The following is a 23,838-nucleotide window of genomic DNA, read 5'->3' as shown; positions in this document are numbered from 1 at the left end:
GCACGACACCAAGCGATCCAAGTCCTTGGAATTCAAGCGGGACTTCGATTTCTGGCCGGAGCGATCTACCCAGCAGCCCAAAATCGCGGTTTTGCTAACATAGGGCGCGCGCAGGTGCAACATGACGGCGATTGCGAACGCATTTTTGGTGGCGCCGGTTTGTCGCACGCCTCGCGTCACACTCGTTGATGGGCGCGGACAGAATTCCTGAGCGTTTGAGCTTGCTAAAGAGCGCTCCACCCGGCCGCCGCAACGCCTGTGCCTTGTCCTCAGATATTGACGCTCTCATTGCGCCCGAGCCCCGTGCAGCCGGGATTGCCGCCGGTTGCCCAATTTTGAGTCCTAAAGCATAGAAAAGCAGCACGAAACTCAGCTAACCAATTGGAATTAATGAGTAATTTATTGAATGCGCGATTGTACTTATATGAGGATCCGTCATCATTGCGCATCGCAAAAAGCGATTCGGACCGGCAATGGCGCCGGCCCGTCACGGCTTCGGCTCGTGAAGCAATACGTGGTGAGCAATGCCGCTTCCAAAAACAATATCAGCCGGCCCGCGCGCCGGCGAAAACCCCGTTTCCATTTCCGAACTCATTGAACTGACCAACGACCTGCGAACCAGCGCGGCCGACAAGATCAGCGGCATCCAGCGCGTCACCGGTTCGCTTCGCATGCTCGCATTGAATGCGATGATCGAAAGTGCCCGCGCCGGCACTCATGGCCGCGGATTCTCCGTGGTCGCAGCCGAGGTGCGCGAAATCGCCGCCAATGTCGGGCTGATTTCCGAGCAATTGCAAAAAGAGCTTACGGCGCAGATCGATTCATTGAGCGCTCACACCCAGTCCATGGCCAATGCAGCGATGGGAACGCGCATGGTCGATCTTGCGCTGAATGCCATCGAGATTATCGATCGCAATCTTTATGAGCGAACCTGCGATGTGCGGTGGTGGGCCACCGACAGCGCCGTCGTCGATTGCGCGGCGAACGTGACGCCGCAATCGGCCGACTATGCGTCCAAGCGGCTCGGCGTGATCCTCAATGCATATACGGTTTATCTTGATCTCTGGCTCTGCGATCTGCACGGCAAGGTGCTCGCGAATGGACGGCCGGATCGCTATTCGGTCGCGGGGCTCGATGTCTCGCAGGAGCCATGGTTCGTGCAGGCCTCTCGGCTGACGTCCGGTGACGAGTATGCTGTCGGCGACATCAGCGTCGCCCCCGGCCTGAAAGGCGCGCAGGTCGCGACCTATGCGGCATCCGTGCGGACCGGAGGCGAAAGCCATGGCGCTCCCCTCGGCGTTCTGGCGATTCACTTCGACTGGGCGCCCCAGGCCGAGACCATTGTCCGCGGTGTCCGCATCGAACCGGAAGAGAAGACCAGGACCGCCGTGCTGCTGGTGGACGCACATCGCAGGGTCATCGCGTCCTCGGAGGGGACAAGCACCCTGGACCAGCATTTTCAGATCGAGACCGGGAACCAGTCGCACGGGTTTTACACCCGGTCCGATGGCACGACCGTCGCGTTCCACGCCACCCCCGGCTACGAGACCTATCGCGGCCTCGGCTGGCACGGCGTGATTGTGCGCCGGCCTGACTGAATTCGCCCGGAAAGCCCGCTCACCGGCGATGAAGCTCCAAAATTAACAAGCCGCCCGTTTTACGCATGCAGCATTGCAAAATGTGCATGCGGGAAACCATTTGGGCAATTTTGCGTTTACTTCAGCTAGGCTACAATTTTGTGAACTCTGCAGTATTGAAAAGTATATGTTACTTATACGCTTCTATATCTTCAGTAATGGAATAATGAAGAAGGCTATTTCTACGTATCAGACGAATACGCAAGGATTTAAGGAACAAAATCTCTCGCCGCGCTTATGCCTCATTATGGGATGATCCATCCGGCCACGTAAACGCTGGCTCGATTTAGCCAGACGTCGGATGGATATACCAGAACGAGGGACAACTATATGATCGACGCTATCAAGCGCGTGCCGGGGCAACCCGTGAAGAATCGGAATGCCTCCATCGCTTTGATCGCCGTCGGCATGCTGGCGCTCACAGCCTCAGCCAGCGAAGCCGGCCATCGCAAATCTTCTCATGAAAAGTCTTGGCGCGACGCCAACGCCTCAATCAGTTCCGGCCGCAGCTTTTCCGGCAAGGCCTCCTATTACGGCAACGAGTCCGGCAGCAAGACTGCCTCGGGCCAGCGCTTCAACCAGAACGCCATGACCGCCGCCCATCGCACCTTGCCGTTCGGGACCAAGCTCAAGGTCACCCATGGCGGCCGCAGTGTGGTCGTCACGGTCAATGACCGCGGCCCGTTCATCAAGGGCCGGGTGCTCGATCTGTCGAAGGGCGCGGCTCAGGCCGTCGGTCTCACCGGTCGCGGTGTCGGACACGTGGTCGCAGAAGTTCAGTAAGCGTTGCGTTGAGTACAGTGTTGCTTTGAGTAGCGTGACGTTGAGTTGAAAAGGCCGGTGCCAGTTGCACCGGCCTTTTTCATGGGGGCTTACAAGAAGCTCTGCGGATCGATGTCGATCTCGAGCTTGAGATTGCCCTTGGTCTTCGGACCTGCCGCCAGCCACTCCCGCATATAGGCGGAGAGATCGATGCTGCGCACCGACTTCACCAGAATCCGAAACCGGTAACGGCCCTTGATGACGGCGAGCGGGGCTTCGGCGGGGCCAAGCACCTGGACGCGCTCGTCAAGCGGCGCAGCTGATGCAAGTTTGCGCGCGAAACCTTCCGCGGTCGGACGATCACCTGCCGAAATGATCAGCGACGCCAATCGCCCGAACGGCGGATACAGCGCACGCTCGCGGGCGTCGATCTCGCTGGCATAAAATGCCTCGCGATCCGACGCGACCAGCGCCTTCATCACCGGATGTTCCGGCTGATGGGTCTGCAAATACCCAACACCCCGGCCTTGCTCCCGCCCGGCGCGGCCGATCACCTGATTGAGCAGTTGAAACGTGCGCTCGGCGGCGCGCGGATCGCCGTTGCCAAGACCCAGATCCGCATCGACGACGCCAACGAGATTGAGACGCGGGAAGTTATGTCCCTTTGCCACCAGTTGCGTGCCGATAATAATATCGACACGCCCTTCCGCGATCTCGTTCAGTTCCGAGCGCATGGTCTCGATGTCGGTGATGAGATCGCTCGACAGCACCATGGTGCGCGCGTCCGGAAAAAGATTCGCAGCTTCCTCCTGCAAACGCTCGACGCCGGGACCGATGGCGGCGAGGGATTCCTCGGCGCCGCAGTGCGGGCACTGATGAGGCCGCGGCATCGAGAAGCCGCAGTGATGGCAGACCAGGCGCTGACGAAACCGGTGATCCACCAGCCACGCATCGCAGATGGTGCAGGCGAAGCGATGTCCGCAGGCGCGGCACAACGTCAGCGGTGCATAGCCGCGGCGGTTCAGGAACAGCAGCGCCTGTTCCCTACGCTCGATTGCGATTTTAATTTCTTCTGCCAAACGCGGTGAAATGAACCGCCCGCGCGCAGGCCCTTCGCGTTTGAGATCGATGGCCTCGATCTGCGGCATGTGCTGACCACCGAACCGCGATGGCAACGCAACGCGGCGATAGCGGCCCTTGCGTGCGTTGACTTCGGACTCAACCGAGGGCGTCGCCGAACACAGCACCACCGGAATTTTCGCGATGGAACCGCGCACCACCGCCATGTCGCGCGCGTGATAGTGCGCGCCTTCGTCCTGCTTGTAAGCCTGGTCGTGTTCTTCATCGACGATGATAAGACCAAGATTAGCGTAAGGCAGAAACAGCGCGGAGCGCGCACCCACCACCACCGGTGCATCACCCGCCGCGACCGCAGCCCAGTTGCGCGCGCGGGTGCGCGGCGTCAGTTCCGAATGCCATTCGATCGGCCGCACCCCGAAGCGCGCGCTGAACCGATCGAGGAATTGGCCGGTCAGTGCGATCTCCGGCATCAGGATCATCGTCTGCCGGCCGCGCCTGATATTTTCGGCGACCGCCTCGAAATAGACTTCGGTCTTGCCCGAACCGGTCACGCCGTCAAGCAACGCGACCTGAAACTCGTCCTTCGATACGAGCTCTTTCATCGCGTCCGCTGCGATGCGTTGCTCCGGAGAAAAATCCGGTTCAGCGAACGAGGGGTCCGGAGATGGCGGCGCCAGATCGCGCGGCAGCGGCTCGATAACCAGCGTGCCTTCGTCGACAAGGCCGTCGATCACGCCGGCGCTCACGCCGGCTTCCCTGACTGCATCGGATTTCGAATGCAGCAATCCGTCCGACAGCACGTCGATCAGACGGCGCCGCGCGACCGTCATACGTTGCGGTGGCGCGCCGACCAGCCGCACGCCCATGCGCACGCGCTCGGGCCCGAGATGCTCGCCCATGCGCAGCGTCATCCGCAGCACCATGCCGCGCGCGGACAGCGTGTAGTTGGCGACCCAGTCGACAAAGCTGCGCAGCTCGGGCTTGAGCGGCGGCACGTCGAGCTTTTCGCCGGTCTCCTTCAGGCGATTGTGCAGCCGGGGATCGGGGTTGGGATTGTCCGCCCAGACCACCGCCGTGACATCGCGCGCCCCCAGCGGAACACTCACCACGTCGCCGGGATTCAGCTCGACGCCGTCGGGAACGCGATAGGAATAGGTCTGGTTCAGGGCCACAGGGACGAGGACGTCGACAACTCGTCTTGCCATGGCCAAAGGGGTCCGGATTAAGGGGTGAATAAGGAAAAGGGTGCGATAAACCGATTCCTGTCAAGCGCAGGTATCTCAGATATGGGTATCGCGAGACATATGATGGTCAAAGCCGTCCCCGCAACCGAAGCCAGCCCGCAAGGCGCGCAGCTCACCTGCGCCGCTCCCGATCTGCTGGCCGAAATCACGCGATGGCTGTCCCATTTGCGTGCCGAACGGCGGCTGTCGCCCAAAACGCTGGAAGCCTATGCGCGCGACCTGCGCCAATGCCTCACCTTTCTGAGCGAGCACTGGGGCGGCCTTGTCACGCTCAAGCAATTTGCGGGAATCGAAGCCACGGACGTGCGCGCGTTCATGTCGTCACGGCGGGCCGACGATATTGGCGGACGATCTTTAATGCGCGCACTGGCCGGCCTGCGCTCATTCGGACGCTTTCTCGAACGCGAAGGCAAGGGCAAGGTCGGCGCGTTGTCCGCGATCCGCGCGCCGAAGATCGGCAAGAGCTTGCCGAAACCAATCCAGATGACATCGGCGCGGCAGATGACCAACGCGGACATCCGCGCCGGCGAAAACCGCGAACCATGGATCTGGGCGCGTGACGCTGCGGTAATGGCGCTGCTCTACGGATCGGGCCTGCGCATCTCCGAAGCGCTCGGGCTCAAGCGGCGCGACGTGCCGTTGCCGGGCAAAGGCGATGTGATCGTCGTCACCGGCAAGGGCAACAAGACCCGCATGGTGCCCGTGTTGCAAAATGTGCTTGCACTCGTGCAGGACTATGTCGCGATGTGCCCGCACATGATTGCACAGGATGGCGCGATCTTCGTCGGCGCACGCGGCGGCCCTCTCTCACCACGCATCATCCAGTTGACGATGGAGCGGCTGCGCGGCGCACTCGGACTGCCCGACAGCGCGACACCCCATGCGCTGCGACACTCCTTCGCTACCCATCTGCTGACACGCGGCGGCGACCTGCGCGCGATCCAGGAATTGCTCGGCCACTCGTCGCTCTCGACCACGCAGATCTACACCGGCGTCGATGCCGACCGGTTGCTCGACGTCTACAAGACGGCTCACCCAAGAGCCTAGGTGATGACCTGACACAAATTTGTCGCGCCAGATTTGTCCTGCCAGCTCATAACGATCCCCTTGCGCGCGGACCGCAGTTCGGTCAATCGTTGCGCTCGTTTTGACCGGGAGGGATACCGAATATGGGCGCACATGAAAGCATGGAGCACGCGGAGCACGCCGAGCACGCCTCCGGCTCCAACAAGAAGATCGCATTGCTGATCGCCGTGATCGCGCTTTTCCTCGCGCTGTCCGAAACCCTCGGCAAGGGCGCCCAGACCGAATCCATCAGCAAGAACGTCGAAGCCTCGAACCTGTGGGCCTTTTTCCAGGCAAAAAGCATCCGCCGCACGGTGGTGCAGTCGGTGTCAGAGCATGCCAAGCTGAGCCTCGGCCTGTCCGGCGACGAAGCCCAGAAGGCCGCGCTGGCCAAGCAGATCGACGATTGGACCAAGACCGCCGCGCGCTATCGTTCCGAGCCGGAAACCGGCGAGGGATCCGAACAGCTCGCCGCTCGCGCCAAGGAGGCCGAGCATGCCCGCGACCTCGCCATGGCGCGTTATCACCACTACGAGGTGGCTTCCGCTGCATTCCAGATCGGAATCGTGCTCGCTTCGGCGACCATCATCACCGGCATGGTCGCACTGGCGTGGGTTTCAGGTCTGCTTGCAATCGCCGGACTTGCCTTCACCGCAATCGGCCTGTTCGCACCGCATGCCGTACACCTGATGTAGCACCGATGCAGTGCCTGGTTCTCGGTGCGACGGGACGTGTGGGCCGTCACATTGCGAATCGCCTCACGACGACGAACGCGACGCCTGTATCCGCCGGCGCAGACGTGCGATGAAGCCGGGTGAAACGCGGCGGCGAACGTGCCTTATCCAGTGCTGAATGGCGAGCTTGAACGGCGCGATGATAGCCAGCGCCCGCAAGCGCAGATCGAGCACAAGCTCATAGAGCCTGTGGAACCAGGCCATCTGCAACAGTTTCTCGCGCGTCACATCGAACACGAACGCGACGATGCCGACGCCAAGAACCTTCTGAAAAACAATCAGCGTGGTCGCGCAAACAAAGTATTTGTGCGCCAGCAGCCATGCCGCGACGAAATTGAGCGGGAACAGAACGATGACCGGCACCGCGAACACGATCAGCGTCAGGCCCGGCGACAAATGCTCGATAAGATCGGCAAGCCATGCCTTGAGCCGAGGCAGCGGAATCAGCGCGACAACGCGCGCAATAACCGGCTCGACGCGATCCCACAGCCACGCTTCGACCAGGAAGATCAGCGCGAGCAGAACCCAGAGCGGACGAAGCAGCCGGCGCATGATGGATTCTCATCCCTCATGACCGGCTGAATGCCGGTCCACCATCACATATGGATAGCGCGCTTCCCGACCGCAAGCGCGGCTTCCTTGACCGCTTCCGAGCGCGTCGGATGCGCGTGGCAGGTGCGCGCGAGATCTTCCGCGGAACCGCCGAACTCCATCAGCACCGCGGCTTCGTGAATCATTTCACCGGCTTCGGCGCCGACGATGTGGCAGCCGTAAACGCGATCGGTCTTTGCGTCCGCGAGGATCTTCACGAAGCCGTCCGTCGTCTGGTTGACCTTGGTGCGGGCGTTCGCGGTGAAGGGAAACTTGCCGACATTGTAGGCGATGCCGGCCTGCTTCAACTCTTCCTCCGTCTTGCCGACGGACGCGACCTCCGGGAACGTGTAGATCACGCTCGGGATGACACCGTAATTGGTGTGACCGGCCTGCCCCGCGAGAATTTCAGCGATGGCAATGCCCTCGTCTTCGGCCTTGTGCGCCAGCATCGGTCCGGCGATCACGTCGCCGATGGCATAGATGCCCTTCACGTTCGTCTGGAAGTGACCGTCGGTCTGCACGCGGCCGCGCTGATCGAGCTCGACGCCCGCTTCCTTGAGCCCCAGGCCTTCGGTGTAAGGCGTGCGCCCGATCGCCAGCAGCACGACATCGGCATCGATCACTTCCGCCGCGCCGCCCGCGGCCGGCTCAACGCTGACCTTGAGCACCTTGCCGGACGTATCGACACCGGTGACCTTGGCGCCGAGCTTGAACGCAACGCCCTGCTTTTCCAGAATGCGCTGGAACGACTTGGCGACCTCGCCGTCCATGCCGGGAAGAATCCGGTCGAGGAATTCGACGACGGTGACCTGCGCGCCAAGGCGACGCCACACCGAGCCGAGTTCGAGCCCGATCACGCCGGCGCCGATCACCAGCAGCTTCTCCGGCACCTTCTCAAGCACCAGAGCGCCGGTGGAAGATACGATGCGCTTTTCGTCGATCTCGACGCCCTTGAGCTTCGCGACATCGGAGCCGGTGGCGATGACGATGTTCTTCGTCTCCAGCACCTGCGTCTTGCCGTCGTTGCCGGTGACTTCGACCTTGCCAGCGCCCAGAATCTTGCCGGTGCCTTCATAGGGGTCGATCTTGTTCTTCTTGAACAGGAAGGCGACACCCTTGGTATTGCCGTCGACGCCGTCTGTCTTGAACTTCATCATGGTCGGCAAATCGAGCTTCGGCTTGCCGACATTGACGCCCATCTTCGGCAGCATGTGCGTGACTTCTTCGAAACGCTCCGAGGCCTGCAGCAGCGCCTTGGACGGAATGCAGCCGATGTTGAGGCAGGTGCCGCCGAAGGTCGCGCGCTTCTCGATCACCGCGACCTTCATGCCGAGCTGCGCCGCGCGGATCGCACAGACGTAACCGCCGGGACCGGTGCCGATAACGATGAGATCATAAGAAGCCATGAGAATTGTCCTGTACTCGGAAGTGAAAATTATCGGCCGCCGGAAACATCGACGATTGTGCCTGTGACATATGACGCCTCGTCCGACATCAGCCAGATAACGGCATTGGCGATCTCGTCCGCGGTACCGACGCGCTTCATCGGTATCGTATGGGCCAGCCGGTGCGCGCGATCCGGCTCGCCGCCGCTGGCGTGGATTTCGGTATCGATCAGCCCCGGGCGGATGCCGTTGACGCGAATGCCCTCGGCGCTGACTTCACGCGCGAGTCCGACCGTGAACGTATCGATCGCGCCCTTCGAGGCGGCGTAGTCGACATACTGCGCCGGAGAGCCCAGCGTCGCGGCCACGGACGAGAGATTGACGATCACACCGCCGCTGCCGCCGTGCTTGCTGGACATCCGCTTCACCGCCTCGCGCGCGCACAGAATGCTGCCGACGACATTGACATTCATCATGCGGGTCAGACGTGCCGCGGACATTTCATCGACGCGCGCCGTCGCATCGACCACGCCGGCATTGTTCACCAGTGCGCCGAGCTTGCCGAACGCGTCCGCCTGCCTGAAGAGATCGAGAATGTCGGCCTCATCGCCGACGTCGCATTTCACCGCGATGGCCTTGCCGTTGCTGGCTTCAATCTTCCCGACGACCTCGTCAGCAGCGGCCTTGTTGCTGGCATAGCCGACCACGACCTTGTAGCCGCGCTTCGCCGCAGCCAGCGAAGTCGCGCGGCCGATGCCGCGGCTTCCTCCGGTGACGATGGCGACGCTATCCATTAGAACCAATCCCTCGCACGAACGTCAGTTTGCTTTTTGAAGAGCGATTCGAACACCCAGTCCGATCAGAACCAGCCCCGTCGCACGGTCGATCCAGTGTCCGATCCGCTCATAACCCGCGCGCATCGAGCGCGTCGTTAAGAACACCGCGACAAAGCTGAACCACACCGCAAGAAATACGGCCAGTGCGGCTCCGTACGCGAACTGCGTCATCACAGGCGTCTCGTGCGAAACGATCGTGGCAAACAGCGAGACGAAAAACAGCGTCGCCTTGGGGTTCAGAAGATTGGTGAGGAAACCCACGCCGTACGACGTGGCGATATTGCGCGCGCTGCCTGTGGGAGCGGTGGCAGTCCTGTCGAGCGTTTGAGGTGAGCGGCGGCTCGCCGTCAACGACCGAACGCCGAGATAAACCAGATAAGCCGCCCCGCACCACTTCACGATGGTGAAGATCAGGACCGACTGCGCAACGATCAGGCCCACACCGGTCACGGTATAGGCGACATGGACCATGATCGCTGACCCGACACCGATGGCCGACGCGATTCCCGCCCGCCGCCCAAAACTCACGCTCTCGCGAAGGACGCAGGCGAAGTCCGCGCCCGGCGCGATTGCCGCCAACACGAACACACCGAACAACGCGAGGAATTCGGGCGGCAGATCCATCGGCTTACAGATCCAGCACGAGGCGCGCCGGATCCTCGAGGTTTTCCTTGACGCGAACGAGGAAGGTCACGGCTTCCTTGCCGTCGATGACCCGGTGGTCGTAGGAGACCGCGAGATACATCATCGGGCGGATTTCGACCTTTCCGCCGATGGCGACGGGCCGCTCCTGAATCTTGTGCATGCCGAGAATGCCGGACTGCGGCGCGTTCAGGATCGGCGTCGACATCAGCGAACCATAGATGCCGCCATTGGTGATCGTGAAAGTGCCGCCTTGCATCTCTTCGATCTTGAGCTGGCCGTCGCGGGCGCGCCGGCCGTAGTCAGCAATGCTCTTTTCGATCTCAGCGATCGACTTGTGGTCGCAATCGCGCACCACCGGCACGACGAGGCCCTTGTCGGTGCCGACCGCGACGCCGATGTGATAGTAATTCTTGTAGATCAGGTCGGTACCGTCGATCTCCGCGTTGACGGCGGGCACGTCCTTGAGCGCCTGCACGACAGCCTTGGTGAAGAAGCCCATGAAGCCGAGCTTGGCGCCATGCTTCTTTTCGAACGCATCCTTGTAGTGCGCACGCAGGGCCATGACGTTGGTCATGTCGACCTCATTGAAGGTCGTGAGCATGGCCGCGGTGTTCTGCACCTCCTTGAGGCGGCGCGCGATGGTCTGGCGCAGACGCGTCATCTTCACGCGCTCTTCACGCGCGGCATCGTCGGCAGGCGACGGTGCGCGCACCTGCACGGCGGCGGCGGGCTGATTGAGCGGCGTCGCCAGTGAGGCGGCCTTTTCGATCGCGGCCAGCATGTCGCCCTTGGTCACGCGGCCATCCTTGCCGGAGCCCGGAACGGTCGAGGCATCGATCCCGGATTCAGCGGAGAGCTTGCGCACCGACGGTGCCTGCGGCGCGTCGGCGGGTGGGGATTTCTGTGCGGGCGCAGGCGCGGCGGCGGCGGGCGCGGCAGCCTTCGGCGGCTCAGCAGCCTTGGCCGGAGCCGCGGCGGGCTTGGCGCCGCCTGCGCCTGCCGTGATCTGTCCAAGCAGCGCGCCGACTGCGACGGTCTCACCGTCCTTGGCGATAATTTCATCGAGGGTGCCCGCGAACGGCGCCGGCACTTCGATGGTGACCTTGTCGGTTTCGAGCTCGACCAAGGGTTCGTCGACAGCGACAGCATCGCCGGCCTTCTTGAACCAGCGGCCGATAGTGGCCTCGGTGACGGACTCGCCCAATGTCGGAACGCGAATTTCAGCCATTTCTCTTTCCCCTTGCGTCGTGAACGGCTTCCTGTGCCGTCAGCGCCTCAAATCAAATCGTACTGGATGGAAATGCCCGCGATATGCGGGCATCCAATGGATCAACCGAGAGCTTCCTCGAGCAATGCTTTCAATTGCTGGAGATGCTTCGACATCAAACCGGTAGCAGTTGCGGCCGCGGCAGCGCGCCCGGCATAGCGCGGGCGCTTGTGCGCCGAGCCGACCTGGTTGAGCACCCACTCGAGATACGGCTCGATGAAATGCCAGCCGCCCATGTTGCGGGGTTCTTCCTGGCACCAGACCACTTCGGCTTTCTTGAAACGTTCGAGCACCTGCACCAGCGCCTTGAGCGGCACGGGATAGAGCTGCTCGATGCGCAGCAGGTAGATGTCGTCGGTGCCGCGCTTCTCACGCTCTTCGAGCAGATCGTAATAGACCTTGCCCGAGCAGATGACGACGCGGCGGATCTTGCCGTCTTCAGCGAGCTTGAATTCGCCGCCCGCCTCTGCATCGTCCAGCAGGATGCGATGGAACGAGGTGTTCGTCGCGAACTCCTCGAGCTTCGACACCGCGCGCTTGTTACGCAGCAGCGACTTCGGGGTCATGATGATCAGCGGCTTGCGGATCTCACGCTTGAGCTGACGGCGCAAGGCGTGGAAGTAGTTCGCAGGCGTCGTGAGGTTGGTGACCTGCATGTTGTCCTCGGCGCACATCTGCAGGAAGCGCTCCAGACGTGCCGAAGAATGCTCCGGTCCCTGGCCCTCGTAGCCGTGAGGCAGGAGGCAGACGAGACCGGACATACGAAGCCACTTGCGTTCGGCCGACGAGATAAACTGGTCGAACACGACCTGCGCACCGTTGGCGAAGTCGCCGAACTGCGCCTCCCAAATCGTGAGCGCATTCGGCTCGGCGAGCGAGTAACCGTATTCAAAGCCGAGCACCGCTTCTTCGGACAACAGCGAGTTGATGACCTCGTAGTGACCCTGATTTTCGCCGAGATGATTGAACGGCGTGTAACGGCTTTCATCTTCCTGATCGAACAGCACCGAGTGCCGCTGCGAGAACGTGCCGCGCTCGGAATCCTGCCCCGAGAGACGCACACGATGACCTTCCTTGAGCAGCGTGCAGAACGCCAGTGCTTCAGCGGTCGCCCAGTCGATGCCCTCGCCGTTCTCGATCGTCTTCAGACGATTTTCGAGGTAGCGCTGAACAGTGCGGTGAATGCGGAAACCGTCCGGCACCTTGGTGATCTTGCGGCCGATGTCCTTGAGTTCATCGATCGCAATGCCGGTATTGCCGCGGCGCGGATCTTCGCCGACCTCAGCCGACTTGAAGCCGGCCCACTTGCCGTCGAGCCAGTCGGCCTTGTTCGGCTTGTAGCCTGAACCGGCCTCAAGCTCCGCGTCGAGACGCGCACGCCAGTCGGCCTTGGCCTTCTCGACTTCGCCTTCGGTTATGACGCCATCTGCAATCAGCCGCTTGGCATAAAGATCGAGCGTGGTGGGGTGGGTCGCAATCTTCTTGTACATCACCGGGTTGGTGAACCCCGGCTCGTCGCCCTCGTTGTGACCGTGGCGGCGATAGCAGAACATGTCGATGACGACAGGCTTGTGGAACTTCTGCCTGAATTCAATCGCGATCTTGGCCGCGAACACCACCGCTTCGGGATCGTCGCCGTTCACATGGAAGATCGGCGCGTCGATCATCTTGGCGACGTCGGACGGATACGGCGACGAGCGCGAGTAACGCGGATAGGTGGTGAAGCCGATCTGGTTGTTGACGATGAAGTGGATCGAACCGCCGGTGCGATAGCCCTTCAGGTCCGACAGCGCGAAACACTCGGCGACCACGCCCTGACCGGCGAAGGCCGCATCGCCGTGCATCAGCAGCGGCAGCACCGAAATACGCTGATCCGGCGGATCGCCGTTCTGGTCTTCCTTGGCGCGCGCCTTGCCGAGCACCACCGGATCGACGATTTCGAGGTGGGAAGGATTTGCGGTCAGCGACAGGTGAATCTTATTGCCGTCGAACTCGCGGTCCGAGGAGGCGCCGAGGTGATACTTCACATCGCCTGAGCCTTCGACTTCATCCGGATTGGCCGAACCGCCCTTGAACTCGTGGAACAGCGCCCGATGCGGCTTGCCCATCACCTGGGTGAGCACGTTGAGACGGCCGCGATGCGGCATGCCGACCACGATATCGCGGACGCCAAGATTGCCGCCGCGCTTGATGATCTGTTCGAGCGCAGGAATCAGCGATTCGCCGCCATCGAGACCGAAGCGCTTGGTGCCGGTGAACTTGATGTCGCAGAACTTCTCAAAACCTTCGGTTTCGATTAGCTTCATCAGAATGGCGCGGCGGCCTTCGCGGGTGAAGCTGATTTCCTTGTCCGGGCCTTCGATGCGCTCCTGAATCCAGCTCTTCTGCGCCGGATTCGATATATGCATGAATTCGACGCCTAGCGTCTGGCAGTAGGTGCGCTGACAGATCGCGACGATCTCGCGCAGCGTTGCAGTCTCGAGGCCGAGCACGTGATCGAGGAAAATCTTGCGATCGAAATCGGCGTCGGTGAATCCGTAGGAACGCGGATCGAGTTCTTCGTGATCCTTCTGGCCCTCAATACCGAGCGGATCGAGATTGGCATGGAAGTGACCGCGCATGCGGTAGGCGCGAATCAGCATCAGCGCGCGGACCGAATCGCGCGTCGCCTGATGAATATCCGCCGAAGTCAGGTTGCTGCCGGTGGCCTGCGCCTTGGCTGCGATCTTGTCGCCAACCACCTTCTCGACCCGCGCCCAGTTGCCATCGAGGGCAGAGGTCAGATCGTCATTTGGGGTGGCCGGCCAGTTGGCTTTTTCCCAGGACGGGCCCTGCGCGTTCTTCACAACGTCCGATGGCTGGTCCTTCAGGCTTTTGAAGAATTCCACCCAGTCCGGATCGACCGAGGACGGGTCCTTCTCGTAGCGGGCGTAGAGGTCGTCGATGTAGGTGGCGTTGGCGCCGTCGAGGAAGGAAGTGAGAGCGAAATTGGCATTCGCGTCCTGGCGAGACATGATTGCGTCCTGATGATTGCTATCGCGCGGGGAAATCGGGAGAAATCGCCCGATTTGGTATCGGCATCGTATATGGGCCGCACCTTTTACCCTATTTAGGGCAAAACTTCGCGCTGAAAAGAACCAAGGACTGAACTAGGCTTTCAACCTTTCGAGAAGAGTCGTTCCAAGCCGCGCAGGCGATGGAGAGACCGTAATCCCGGCAGCTTCCATGGCTGCGATCTTGGATTCGGCATCGCCCTTGCCGCCGGAGACGATGGCGCCGGCATGGCCCATGCGTCGGCCCGGAGGTGCGGTGCGGCCCGCGATAAATCCGACCATCGGTTTCGACCGGCCGCGCTTGGCCTCGTCCTTGAGGAACTGCGCGGCGTCTTCTTCGGCGGAGCCGCCGATTTCGCCGATCATGATGATCGACTTGGTCTTCTCGTCCGCCAGGAACAGCTCGAGCACGTCGATGAATTCGGTGCCCTTGACCGGATCGCCGCCGATGCCGACAGCCGAGGTCTGGCCGAGTCCGGCCTGGGTGGTCTGAAACACCGCTTCATAGGTCAGCGTGCCGGAGCGCGAGACGATGCCGACATTGCCAGGCTTGAAGATGTTGGCGGGCATGATGCCGATCTTGGATTCGCCGGCGGTGACAACGCCCGGGCAGTTCGGCCCGATCAGCCGCGACTTCGAGCCTGACAGGGAGCGCTTCACGCGCACCATGTCGAGCACCGGAATGCCTTCGGTGATGCAGACGATCAGCGGCACTTCCGCATCGATCGCTTCGCAGATCGCGTCAGCCGCGCCCGGCGGCGGGACATAGATCACTGACGCGTCGGCGCCGGTCTTCTCGCGCGCTTCAGAGACGGTGTCGAACACCGGCAGACCGAGATGCGTTGTGCCGCCTTTGCCCGGCGAGGTGCCGCCGACCATCTTGGTGCCGTAGGCGATCGCGCCTTCGGAATGGAAGGTGCCGTTCTTGCCGGTGAAGCCCTGGCAGATGACCTTGGTGTTCTTGTCGATCAGGACGGACATCGGCTTACTTTCCCTTCACGGCGTTGACGATCTTCTGCGCGGCGTCGTCGAGATCATTGGCGGACAGAACGTTGAGGCCGGACTCGTTGATGATCTTCTTGCCTTCCTCGACATTGGTGCCTTCGAGACGCACCACCAGAGGCACCTGAAGGCCAACCGTCTTCACCGCGGCGATGACGCCGCGCGCGATGACGTCGCACTTCATGATGCCGCCGAAGATGTTGACCAGAATGCCCTTCACGTTCGGATCGGCGGTGATGATCTTGAACGCCGCCGTGACTTTCTCTTCCGACGCGCCGCCGCCGACGTCGAGGAAGTTCGCCGGGCTTTCACCATACAGCTTGATGATGTCGAGGGTGGCCATCGCCAGGCCCGCGCCGTTCACCATGCAGCCGATGGTGCCGTCGAGCGCGATATAGGCAAGGTCATACTTCGACGCTTCGATTTCCTTGGCGTCCTCTTCCGTGGTGTCGCGCAGCGCGACGATGTCCGGATGACGATAAAGCGAATTGGAATCGAACGACATCTTGGCGTCGAGACACTTCAGCTCGCCCTGCTTGGAGACGATCAGCGGATTGATCTCCAGCATCTCCATGTCCTTGGCGAGGAACGCCGTGTAGAGCTGCACCACCAGCTTTTCCGCCTGCTTGGCGAGATCGCCCTTGAGGCCGAGCGCCTGCGCCACGGTGCGGCCGTGATGGCCCATGATGCCGGTGGCGGGATCGACCGAGAATGTCACGATCTTGTCGGGCGTATCGTGCGCAACCTTCTCGATGTCCATGCCGCCTTCGGTGGACACCACGAACGCCACCCGCGACGTTTCGCGATCGACCAGCAGCGACAGATAGAATTCCTTCTCGATGTCCGAGCCGTCTTCGAGATAAAGGCGGTTGACCTGCTTGCCGGACGGGCCGGTCTGGATGGTCACCAGCGTTGCGCCGAGCATCTGCTGGGAGAATTCCTTGGCCTCATCGACCGACTTGGCGAGACGCACGCCGCCCTTGTCGCCGGCCGACGCTTCCTTGAATTTTCCCTTGCCGCGGCCGCCGGCATGAATCTGGCTCTTCACCACCCACAACGGACCGCCAAGCTCCTTGGCTGCAGCTTCCGCTTCCGACGCCTTGAGAATCGGCACGCCGCGCGATACCGGCACACCGAATTCCTTCAGCACCGCCTTGGCTTGATATTCGTGGATATTCATGAATGGCCCCAGAGATCAAAGAAGGGATCGAAGAAGAGAAGGAAGAAATTTCAGCGCGTGACCCGAAGCAACGATCTGCGGATCACACGCTGATGACAGTGTGCTGCCTTACTTGCCGAGCAAATCCGGCGCGATCTTCTTGCAGGCGTCAACAAGACCCTGCACGGCGCCGACCGACTTGTCGAAACCTTCGCGGTCCTTGCCGGTCAGCTCGATCTCGACGATACGCTCGACACCCTTCGATCCGATGACAACCGGAACGCCGACATACATGTCCTTCACACCGTATTCGCCGTTGAGATAGGCAGCACAGGGCAGCACGCGCTTCTTGTCGCGCAGATAGCTTTCAGCCATCGCGATGGCGGACGCAGCCGGCGCATAGAACGCCGATCCGGTCTTGAGCAGGTTGACGATTTCCGCGCCGCCGTTGCGGGTGCGGTCGACGATCTCGTCGATACGGGCCTGCGAAGTCCAGCCCATCTTCACAAGATCAGGCAGCGGAATGCCGGCGACTGTGGAGTACTTGGTCAGCGGCACCATGGTGTCGCCGTGGCCGCCGAGCACGAAGGCGGTGACGTCTTCGACCGAAACGTTGAACTCGTCGGCGAGGAAATAGCGGAAACGCGCGGAGTCCAGTACGCCGGCCATGCCGACGACCTTCTTCTGCGGCAGGCCGCAGGCCTTCTGAAGCGCCCAGACCATCGCGTCGAGCGGGTTGGTGATGCAGATCACGAACGCGTCGGGGGCATACTTCTTGATGCCGGCGCCGACCTGCTCCATGACCTTCAGATTGATGCTGAGAAGATCATCGCGGCTCATGCCGGGCTTGCGCGGCACGCCGGCGGTGACGATCACCACGCTGGCGCCTTCGATCGCCTCGTATGAGTTCGCGCCGGTGAAGTGGGCGTCGAAGCCGTCAACCGGCGAGGACTGTGCGATGTCGAGCGACTTGCCCTGGGGGATGCCTTCGGCGATGTCGAACATCACCACGTCACCCAGCTCCTTGAGCCCGACGAGGTGGGCGAGCGTGCCGCCGATCTGACCTGAACCAATCAAAGCAATCTTGTCACGCGCCATGGGAAATCTGTCCTTTGATGTCGACGGTATAGAGGGTGGGAAAACTCTGGGAGGCTGGTTAGACCTTTCGCGGCAAGCGTTCAAGTCGCCGTTCGCTCAATCGCGCACCACCGCCCAATACGAGGGCAATATCGGCTGCTTTCTTGTTGGGCTTTCGAAAGGTCTTGAGCCGAAACATAAAGCGAACCCTTTTCAGGTCTCGACCAGGCCGGTTGTCGAACCGCTGGCGGACGAGTCGCTGCGGCCATGAGGCAGCGCGAGGTAGGATTCCGAGCCCATCTCAATTAGCCGTGACGAGGTACGTTTGAATTCGTTGGCCTCGACCCCCTCGGTCGCGGTGTAAAGCGACAGGGGATCGGTCTCCGCCGACGCCATCAGTTTCACGGCATTGTCGTATAGCGTGTCGATCAGCGTGATAAAGCGCTTGGCGTAATTGCGCTGCGGGTACTGCATCGCCGGAATCCGGTCGATGATCAGCGTGTGATAATCATGCGCAAGGCGCAGATAATCCGATGCGCCAAGCGGCTTCTCGCACAGGTCCGCGAACGTAAATCGCGCGACGCCGTGCGCCGAATGCGGAACGTGCAGCACGTGACCCTTGATGGTGATGTCGCGCGGATGATCCGCGGCGCCGCCGGTGAGTTTGGTCCACGCCTTGTCGAGCGCGGCGTCAGCGCTCGCATCGGCAGGTACCAGCCACATCTTGATGCCGGCGAGTTTTTCCAGGCGGAAATCGGTGCGCGCATCGAGCCGCAGCACCTCCATACGATCCGTCAGTTGCGCGATAAACGGCAGAAACAACGCGCGGTTCAAACCGCCCTTGTAGAGATCGTCGGGCGCGACATTCGATGTCGCCACGACCACGGTCCCCAGTTCAAACAGCCGGCTGAACAGGCGCCCGAGGATCATGGCGTCGGCGATGTCGGTGACGTGAAATTCGTCGAAGCATAGCAGCCACGCTTCCTCGAAAATCGATTGCGCGGTCAGCCGCACCGGATCGGTGTCGGCAATTTCCTGACGCGAGATCTTCTGGCGGAAACCGTGTATCCGCTCATGAACATCGGCCATGAATTCGTGAAAGTGCGCGCGGCGCTTGTGCGCGACCGGACTGTCGTTGAAGAACAGGTCCATCAGCATGGTCTTGCCGCGCCCGACCTCGCCATGGATGTAGAGACCCCGCAACGGGACCGCATCCTTGTCGGCGAACAGGCGCTGCAGCAGCCCTCCGCCACGGCCCGGACGGTAGCCCGCCAGTCTCGCTTCGAGCGCGGAGAAGGCCTCCACAGCCTGCGCCTGCGCCGGATCGGCTTCGATGGTGCCAGCGGCAACCAGAGCCTGATAGTGCCGGCGGAACGTGGCGGGAGTCGGAGCGTTCATGGCCCGCTACCGGCCAGAACGACACGGAAAATGCAAGACTACAAAGGTGCCGAAAGCTCTCTATGCGCTCAGCGCATAGGCATCCTCGACGACGTATGGCCCACCGCCCACCGACGCCCGTGACGAGAACAGCACGAACCGGGAGGCCATGAAACTGCGGGTCGGGAAATAGCCGCGCACCGAAAGATAGTCCGCTACGTCCTGATTGGAGGCGTCGCGCAGCCGCGCGAGCGTGACATGGGGGATGAATTTGCGGCCCTCTGGGTCGAAACCGAACCGCTGCATCAGCCGCTCCAGTTCCGCCTGCAACTCCATCAGGGGGCGGCTTGGTACAACCGATGCCACGACCGCCCGCGGTTTCTTGCCGCCGAAGCTCGACAGGCCCTGCAACGCGACCTCGAACGGCTTGCGGTTGATCCGCTCAAGCGTCGAAGCGATCTCGTTGGCCGCGGGGCCATCGATATCGCCGATGAAGCGTAGCGTGACGTGATAGTTTTCGGGATCGATCCAGCGGGCGCCTGGCAGACCCCCGCGTAAGCTCGAGAGCGTCTGGCCGATATCCGGGGGGATTTCCAGCCCGGTGAACAAGCGCGGCATCACGAATCTCCTCGATGCAAAAGAGGATCACGAATCACCTGAGGTCTTTTTTACCGCAGCACGATGACAGTGCGAAGCGACCATCGCGTGATCGAACGATAATTCCTCAGGGCTTGCCCAGTTGCGACGCACGGTCCTTCAGAAAAGCCTCCACCGTCGGCAAAATCCGCTCCACCACCACGTCGACACCCGCCGCTGTCGGATGCAGTCCGTCCGGCTGCGTCAGCTTCGCCTCGGTGGCCACGCCATCGAGAAAGAACGGATACAGCGGGACTTTATGGCTCTCGGCGAGTTCGGGATAAATGCTGTTGAACTTTGCTGTGTACTCCGCGCCGTAGTTTGGCGGCGCATACATTCCGCACAACAAGACGGCAATGTTGCGCGCCTTGAGTTTCGTCAGGATGTCGTCGAGCGCACCGCGCGCCACTTTGGGATCGACGCCGCGCAGCGCGTCGTTGGCGCCGAGCTCCACGATCACAGCTTCCGTGCCGGGCGGAATCGACCAGTCGAGCCGGGCGAGCCCGCCGGTCGTGGTGTCGCCGGACACGCCCGCGTTATGGATGTCGGTGGCGATGCCCTTCTCGCTCAGGGCTTTCTGCAACCGCACCGGAAACGCCGCCGAGGCCGGAAGGCCAAAGCCCGCGGTCAGGGAATCGCCCAGAACGGCAAGCCTGATCGGCTTCACATCTTTGACATCTGGTTGGACAGAAGCCGTTTGAGCCGAGGCCGGCCCCGACATCGCCATCATTGCCCCCGTTGCTGCGACGATGAACACACGCAAGAGCCTCTCGACCGCGCCGCCGAAACCCCCATATGAATGATCCATGGACAGTCTCATTGAACCCTCAAAGCGCGCCGGTCTCGAACCGGACACCATTTCCATTTCCAACGTCAATCTCTCATTAGGCAGCGGGGCCGCACGCGTTCACATCCTCAAGGATGTCGACCTACGGGTCGCGCCCGGTGAAGCCGTCGGGCTGATCGGACCGTCGGGATCGGGCAAGTCCACACTCCTGATGGTGATGGCGGGGCTTGAACGTCCTGACAGCGGAGAGGTGGTGGTCAACGGCGTCTCGTTCAATGCCCTCGACGAAGACGGCCTCGCACGATTCCGTGGCCGCCATGTCGGCATTGTGTTCCAGTCGTTTCATCTGATCCCGACCATGACCGCGCTTGAGAACGTCGCGGTGCCGCTTGAACTCGCAGGCCGCGCCGACGCGAATGCGCGTGCCGCGCAGGAACTTGCAGGCGTCGGTCTCGGCGAGAGACTGCACCACTATCCCTCGCAGCTCTCGGGTGGCGAACAGCAGCGTGTCGCACTGGCGCGCGCGATGGCGCCCGATCCCGCCATCCTGGTGGCCGACGAACCCACCGGCAATCTGGACGAGTCCACCGGCAAACAGATCGTCGATCTTCTGTTCGCCAAGCATCTCGAGCGCAGCATGACCCTCGTTCTGGTGACACACGACGCCGCGCTGGCGCAGCGCTGCGACCGTGTGGTGCGATTGCGCTCGGGCCGCATCGACGGACCAGCCACAGACCGGCACTGGATCGAGACGGCATCGCGATGAGCGAAATCGCGGACACCGCACCGCGCAGCGGCTCCCTGGCACTGGCGATCCGTTATGCGCTGCGCGAATTGCGAAGCGGCCTGCGCGGCTTTTACGTTTTCGTGGCCTGCATTGCGCTCGGCGTGATGGCGATTGCCGGCGTTGGATCGGTGGCCGGAAGCCTCAGCGAAGGACTGGACCATCAGGGCCGCACGCTGCTCGGCGGCGACGTTTCCTTCGCACTCATTCAGCGCGAGGCCTCCAGGGAGGAACGCGCTTTCCTTGATGCGCGCGGCAAGATTTCGGTCGCGGCGATCATGCGCGGGATGGCGCGCTCGGCCAAAGGCGAGTTCGCACTGGTCGATCTGAAAGCAGTCGATGCGAACTATCCGATGCTCGGCGACGTGACCCTCGCGCCGAACATGCCGATGAGCGAATTGCTGGCGCAGCGTGACGGCGCATTCGGTGCCGGCGCCGACGCCATCATGCTGGCGCGGCTTGGCCTCAAGGTCGGCGACCGGGTGACTGTCGGCAACGCCACGTTCGACATTCGCAGCGTCGTGGAAGCCGAGCCGGACAAACTCTCGGGCGGCGTCGGCCTCGGTCCCCGATTCCTGATCAGCGAAGACGCGCTGCGCGCCACCGGTCTGTTGCAACCCGGCACGCTGGTGCGCTGGACCTATCGCGTGAAGCTCCCGGATACCTCGGTCGACGATCGTGCAACGCAATCCCTGATCGACGAAGCGCAGAAAGTCCTCCCGGAAGCCGGCTGGGAGGTCCGCAGCCGCGGCAATGCCTCGCCGCAGCTCGAGCGCAGCATCACCCGTTTCACGCAGTTCCTCACCCTGGTCGGACTCGCGGCTCTGCTGGTCGGCGGCGTCGGCGTCGCCAATGCGATCAAGAGCCATCTCGATGAGCGGCGCGATGTGATCGCGACTTTCAAGGCCCTCGGCGCCACCGGCCGCGAGGTGTTCACGATTTACCTGACGCAGGTGATGGTGCTGGCGATCCTTGGATCGCTGATCGGCCTCGCCATCGGCGCGGCGCTTCCCTTCATCATCGTCGGCGTGTTCGGAAAGATCCTGCCGCTTCCGGTGGAAGCGACATTCCATATCGGCGAACTGGCATTGTCGTTTCTCTACGGCCTCCTGACCGCGCTCGCATTCGGACTATGGCCGCTCGGCCGTGTCCATGACGTGCCGGTCGCCGCGCTGTTCCGCGAAGGCGTGACATCGGAATTCCATTGGCCGCGGCGGCGCTATCTCGTGCTGATGGCTGCGGTCATCGCGACACTGGTGTCGGTTGCGATCGGCCTCGCCTACGACAAGCGTGTTGCCACCGTGTTCGTCGTCTCGTCGGTCGCAGTGTTCGCCGTGCTGCGCGTCATCGCGTCGCTGCTGATGACGCTGGCAAAAAATCTGCCGCGTCCGCGCTTGACGATGCTGCGGCTTGCCATCGCCAACATTCATCGCCCCGGCGCTCTGACGCCCTCGGTCGTGATGTCGCTCGGACTCGGCCTCGCTGTGCTGGTCACAATCACCCAGATCGACGGCAACCTGCGGCGGCAGTTCATGGCGGCGCTGCCCGAGCACGCGCCCTCGTTCTATTTCATCGATATTCCCACCGCGGAGGCCACCCGCTTTGGCGACTTCCTGAAACAGAGAGCCCCGCAAGCCAACGTGGAAACCGTGCCGATGCTGCGCGGACGCATCGTCGCCGCCAAGGGGATCAAGGCCGAAGACCTCAAGCCCTCGAACGATGCCGCATGGGTGCTGCAAAGCGACCGCGGCCTGACCTACACCGGCGAAGTGCCACGCGGCTCGAAAGTCGTCGAAGGCACCTGGTGGGACGAAAACTACAGCGGCCCGCCGCTGGTCTCGCTGGAAAAGAAGATCGCCGACGGTCTCGGCATCAAGGTCGGCGACGACATCACCGTAAACGTGCTCGGCCGCGACATTACCGCGAAGATCAGCAATCTCCGGACAGTGGACTGGCAAAGTCTCGGCATCAATTTCGTCCTGGTCTATTCGCCGAAAGCCTTCGCCGGCGCACCCCATACCGATATCGCGACCCTGACGGAGGCCACCTCCACACCCGCAAGCGATGCGAAGCTCATCAAGGAGGTCGCTGCCGCGTTTCCGATGGTGACCAGCGTCCGGGTGCGCGAGGCACTCGATTCAATTGGAAAGGTCGTGACCAATCTCGTGCTGGCGATCCGGGGCGCCAGTTCGGTGACCCTCGTATCGGCCATCCTCGTGCTGGGCGGCGCGCTCGCCGCAGGGCATCGGCATCGGGTCTATGACGCAGTGATTCTCAAGACGCTCGGCGCCACCCGGGCGCGGCTGCTGGGGGCCTATGCGCTGGAATATCTGCTGATCGGCCTGGCCACGGCGGTGTTCGGAGTAGCGGCCGGATCGATCGCAGCCTGGCAGATCGTGACCCGGCTGATGACCCTGAGCTTCGTCTGGCAGGCGGGCAGCGCCGCCGTTGTGGTGCTGGCGGCGCTTGCCGTCACCGTGGGGCTCGGGCTGGCTGGAACATTACTCGCGCTTAACCAAAAACCCGCTACCGTGCTGCGAAACTTATGACAATTTGTAGCAGCGAAATAGCGGGTTTTGCGACATTCAGCCGCGCGCCCATGCTTGCGTCGAGTGTGTTAGTTTCCCACATACCGAGCGGGTTCAGAATCCGAATTGATACCATCCAGGGATGGGCTCATAATCGGGGTTCTGGGACAAACTTATAGCTGGCGG

Annotated in this window: 19 protein-coding genes; 6 read left to right on the top strand and 13 right to left on the bottom strand. The window is 62.0% G+C overall.

Features of this window, described 5'->3' with window-relative positions; translation table 11 throughout:
* The first annotated feature begins 524 nt into the window (after window positions 1-524).
* Window positions 525-1,598 carry a methyl-accepting chemotaxis protein gene (locus ACP7AL_RS06290; RefSeq protein ID WP_425989862.1) on the top strand — a complete coding sequence of 358 codons (1,074 nt, stop codon included), beginning with the start codon at window positions 525-527 and terminating at the stop codon, window positions 1,596-1,598.
* Window positions 1,599-1,967: 369 nt separating this feature from the next.
* On the top strand, window positions 1,968-2,420 hold the full coding sequence (locus ACP7AL_RS06285; RefSeq protein WP_006023212.1) for a septal ring lytic transglycosylase RlpA family protein: 453 nt from the start codon (window positions 1,968-1,970) through the stop codon (window positions 2,418-2,420).
* Between the two features lie 89 nt (window positions 2,421-2,509).
* On the opposite strand, the gene ACP7AL_RS06280 is transcribed toward ACP7AL_RS06285, so the two are convergent.
* Entirely contained in the window at window positions 2,510-4,684 is a 2,175-nt protein-coding gene (locus ACP7AL_RS06280; protein WP_425989859.1) for a primosomal protein N', read from the bottom strand.
* A gap of 99 nt (window positions 4,685-4,783) precedes the next feature.
* On the opposite strand from ACP7AL_RS06280, the gene ACP7AL_RS06275 reads away from it, so the two are divergent.
* Both ACP7AL_RS06275 and ACP7AL_RS06270 read left to right on the top strand, forming a co-directional pair.
* Window positions 4,784-5,770, top strand: coding sequence for a tyrosine recombinase XerC (locus ACP7AL_RS06275; protein ID WP_425989857.1), 987 nt, complete (start codon window positions 4,784-4,786; stop codon window positions 5,768-5,770).
* Between the two features lie 122 nt (window positions 5,771-5,892).
* Window positions 5,893-6,483 carry a DUF4337 domain-containing protein gene (locus tag ACP7AL_RS06270; protein WP_006023215.1) on the top strand — a complete coding sequence of 197 codons (591 nt, stop codon included), beginning with the start codon at window positions 5,893-5,895 and terminating at the stop codon, window positions 6,481-6,483.
* A 63-nt stretch (window positions 6,484-6,546) separates the two neighbouring features.
* On the opposite strand, the gene ACP7AL_RS06265 is transcribed toward ACP7AL_RS06270, so the two are convergent.
* From ACP7AL_RS06265 to ACP7AL_RS06210, 12 genes are all read right to left on the bottom strand, one after another.
* Complete coding sequence (locus tag ACP7AL_RS06265) at window positions 6,547-7,074, bottom strand: hypothetical protein (RefSeq protein WP_425989855.1); 528 nt, start codon at window positions 7,072-7,074, stop codon at window positions 6,547-6,549.
* A 44-nt stretch (window positions 7,075-7,118) separates the two neighbouring features.
* On the bottom strand, window positions 7,119-8,522 hold the full coding sequence (lpdA, locus tag ACP7AL_RS06260) for a dihydrolipoyl dehydrogenase (RefSeq protein ID WP_425989853.1): 1,404 nt from the start codon (window positions 8,520-8,522) through the stop codon (window positions 7,119-7,121).
* 29 nt (window positions 8,523-8,551) lie between these two features.
* Complete coding sequence (locus ACP7AL_RS06255; RefSeq protein ID WP_425989851.1) at window positions 8,552-9,295, bottom strand: glucose 1-dehydrogenase; 744 nt, start codon at window positions 9,293-9,295, stop codon at window positions 8,552-8,554.
* 24 nt (window positions 9,296-9,319) lie between these two features.
* Window positions 9,320-9,961, bottom strand: coding sequence for a LysE family translocator (locus ACP7AL_RS06250; RefSeq protein ID WP_425989849.1), 642 nt, complete (start codon window positions 9,959-9,961; stop codon window positions 9,320-9,322).
* 4 nt (window positions 9,962-9,965) lie between these two features.
* The gene (odhB, locus tag ACP7AL_RS06245; protein ID WP_425989847.1) at window positions 9,966-11,210 is read right to left on the bottom strand and encodes a 2-oxoglutarate dehydrogenase complex dihydrolipoyllysine-residue succinyltransferase; all 1,245 of its coding nucleotides are present in this window, start codon (window positions 11,208-11,210) and stop codon (window positions 9,966-9,968) included.
* A 101-nt stretch (window positions 11,211-11,311) separates the two neighbouring features.
* Window positions 11,312-14,263, bottom strand: coding sequence for a 2-oxoglutarate dehydrogenase E1 component (locus tag ACP7AL_RS06240; RefSeq protein ID WP_425989846.1), 2,952 nt, complete (start codon window positions 14,261-14,263; stop codon window positions 11,312-11,314).
* Window positions 14,264-14,398: 135 nt separating this feature from the next.
* Entirely contained in the window at window positions 14,399-15,283 is an 885-nt protein-coding gene (gene sucD / locus ACP7AL_RS06235; protein WP_006023224.1) for a succinate--CoA ligase subunit alpha, read from the bottom strand.
* A 4-nt stretch (window positions 15,284-15,287) separates the two neighbouring features.
* Window positions 15,288-16,484: an ADP-forming succinate--CoA ligase subunit beta gene (gene sucC / locus ACP7AL_RS06230; protein WP_425989843.1), complete on the bottom strand. Its 1,197-nt coding sequence runs from the start codon at window positions 16,482-16,484 to the stop codon at window positions 15,288-15,290.
* A 108-nt stretch (window positions 16,485-16,592) separates the two neighbouring features.
* Window positions 16,593-17,561 (bottom strand): malate dehydrogenase, encoded by a 969-nt coding sequence (mdh, locus tag ACP7AL_RS06225; protein WP_425989841.1) that lies wholly within the window; start codon window positions 17,559-17,561, stop codon window positions 16,593-16,595.
* 192 nt (window positions 17,562-17,753) lie between these two features.
* A complete protein-coding gene (gene zapE / locus ACP7AL_RS06220) occupies window positions 17,754-18,938 on the bottom strand; it encodes a cell division protein ZapE (protein WP_425989839.1) in 1,185 nt (394 codons plus the stop codon).
* A gap of 60 nt (window positions 18,939-18,998) precedes the next feature.
* Window positions 18,999-19,535 (bottom strand): RNA 2',3'-cyclic phosphodiesterase, encoded by a 537-nt coding sequence (gene thpR, locus ACP7AL_RS06215; protein WP_006023228.1) that lies wholly within the window; start codon window positions 19,533-19,535, stop codon window positions 18,999-19,001.
* 106 nt (window positions 19,536-19,641) lie between these two features.
* Window positions 19,642-20,361 (bottom strand): arylesterase, encoded by a 720-nt coding sequence (locus tag ACP7AL_RS06210; protein ID WP_425989837.1) that lies wholly within the window; start codon window positions 20,359-20,361, stop codon window positions 19,642-19,644.
* On the opposite strand from ACP7AL_RS06210, the gene ACP7AL_RS06205 reads away from it, so the two are divergent.
* Both ACP7AL_RS06205 and ACP7AL_RS06200 read left to right on the top strand, forming a co-directional pair.
* Window positions 20,360-21,106 carry an ABC transporter ATP-binding protein gene (locus ACP7AL_RS06205; protein ID WP_425989835.1) on the top strand — a complete coding sequence of 249 codons (747 nt, stop codon included), beginning with the start codon at window positions 20,360-20,362 and terminating at the stop codon, window positions 21,104-21,106. The genes ACP7AL_RS06210 and ACP7AL_RS06205 overlap by 2 nt on opposite strands.
* Window positions 21,103-23,673: an ABC transporter permease gene (locus tag ACP7AL_RS06200; RefSeq protein WP_425989833.1), complete on the top strand. Its 2,571-nt coding sequence runs from the start codon at window positions 21,103-21,105 to the stop codon at window positions 23,671-23,673. Before ACP7AL_RS06205 ends, ACP7AL_RS06200 begins: the two co-directional genes overlap by 4 nt.
* The last annotated feature ends 165 nt before the right edge of the window (window positions 23,674-23,838 follow it).

Origin of the sequence: Afipia sp. DC4300-2b1 (assembly GCF_049895725.1) — a bacterium.
Taxonomy (GTDB): domain Bacteria; phylum Pseudomonadota; class Alphaproteobacteria; order Rhizobiales; family Xanthobacteraceae; genus Afipia; species Afipia broomeae.
The sequence above is the reverse complement of the archived record's forward strand: the minus strand, read 5'-3'. Positions and strand labels throughout refer to the sequence as shown.

What these genes read in the sequence shown, in the direction of transcription:
- lpdA (WP_425989853.1), bottom strand. Translation starts at nt 8,522, where the DNA reads ATGGCTTCTTATGATCTCATCGTTATCGGCACCGGTCCCGGCGGTTAC.
- ACP7AL_RS06240 (WP_425989846.1), bottom strand. Translation starts at nt 14,263, where the DNA reads ATGTCTCGCCAGGACGCGAATGCCAATTTCGCTCTCACTTCCTTCCTC.
- ACP7AL_RS06265 (WP_425989855.1), bottom strand. Translation starts at nt 7,074, where the DNA reads ATGCGCCGGCTGCTTCGTCCGCTCTGGGTTCTGCTCGCGCTGATCTTC.
- ACP7AL_RS06200 (WP_425989833.1), top strand. Translation starts at nt 21,103, where the DNA reads ATGAGCGAAATCGCGGACACCGCACCGCGCAGCGGCTCCCTGGCACTG.
- ACP7AL_RS06280 (WP_425989859.1), bottom strand. Translation starts at nt 4,684, where the DNA reads ATGGCAAGACGAGTTGTCGACGTCCTCGTCCCTGTGGCCCTGAACCAG.
- sucD (WP_006023224.1), bottom strand. Translation starts at nt 15,283, where the DNA reads ATGTCCGTCCTGATCGACAAGAACACCAAGGTCATCTGCCAGGGCTTC.
- thpR (WP_006023228.1), bottom strand. Translation starts at nt 19,535, where the DNA reads ATGCCGCGCTTGTTCACCGGGCTGGAAATCCCCCCGGATATCGGCCAG.
- zapE (WP_425989839.1), bottom strand. Translation starts at nt 18,938, where the DNA reads ATGAACGCTCCGACTCCCGCCACGTTCCGCCGGCACTATCAGGCTCTG.
- odhB (WP_425989847.1), bottom strand. Translation starts at nt 11,210, where the DNA reads ATGGCTGAAATTCGCGTTCCGACATTGGGCGAGTCCGTCACCGAGGCC.
- ACP7AL_RS06270 (WP_006023215.1), top strand. Translation starts at nt 5,893, where the DNA reads ATGGGCGCACATGAAAGCATGGAGCACGCGGAGCACGCCGAGCACGCC.
- ACP7AL_RS06250 (WP_425989849.1), bottom strand. Translation starts at nt 9,961, where the DNA reads ATGGATCTGCCGCCCGAATTCCTCGCGTTGTTCGGTGTGTTCGTGTTG.
- mdh (WP_425989841.1), bottom strand. Translation starts at nt 17,561, where the DNA reads ATGGCGCGTGACAAGATTGCTTTGATTGGTTCAGGTCAGATCGGCGGC.
- sucC (WP_425989843.1), bottom strand. Translation starts at nt 16,484, where the DNA reads ATGAATATCCACGAATATCAAGCCAAGGCGGTGCTGAAGGAATTCGGT.
- ACP7AL_RS06275 (WP_425989857.1), top strand. Translation starts at nt 4,784, where the DNA reads ATGATGGTCAAAGCCGTCCCCGCAACCGAAGCCAGCCCGCAAGGCGCG.
- ACP7AL_RS06290 (WP_425989862.1), top strand. Translation starts at nt 525, where the DNA reads ATGCCGCTTCCAAAAACAATATCAGCCGGCCCGCGCGCCGGCGAAAAC.
- ACP7AL_RS06285 (WP_006023212.1), top strand. Translation starts at nt 1,968, where the DNA reads ATGATCGACGCTATCAAGCGCGTGCCGGGGCAACCCGTGAAGAATCGG.
- ACP7AL_RS06210 (WP_425989837.1), bottom strand. Translation starts at nt 20,361, where the DNA reads ATGGATCATTCATATGGGGGTTTCGGCGGCGCGGTCGAGAGGCTCTTG.
- ACP7AL_RS06255 (WP_425989851.1), bottom strand. Translation starts at nt 9,295, where the DNA reads ATGGATAGCGTCGCCATCGTCACCGGAGGAAGCCGCGGCATCGGCCGC.
- ACP7AL_RS06205 (WP_425989835.1), top strand. Translation starts at nt 20,360, where the DNA reads ATGGACAGTCTCATTGAACCCTCAAAGCGCGCCGGTCTCGAACCGGAC.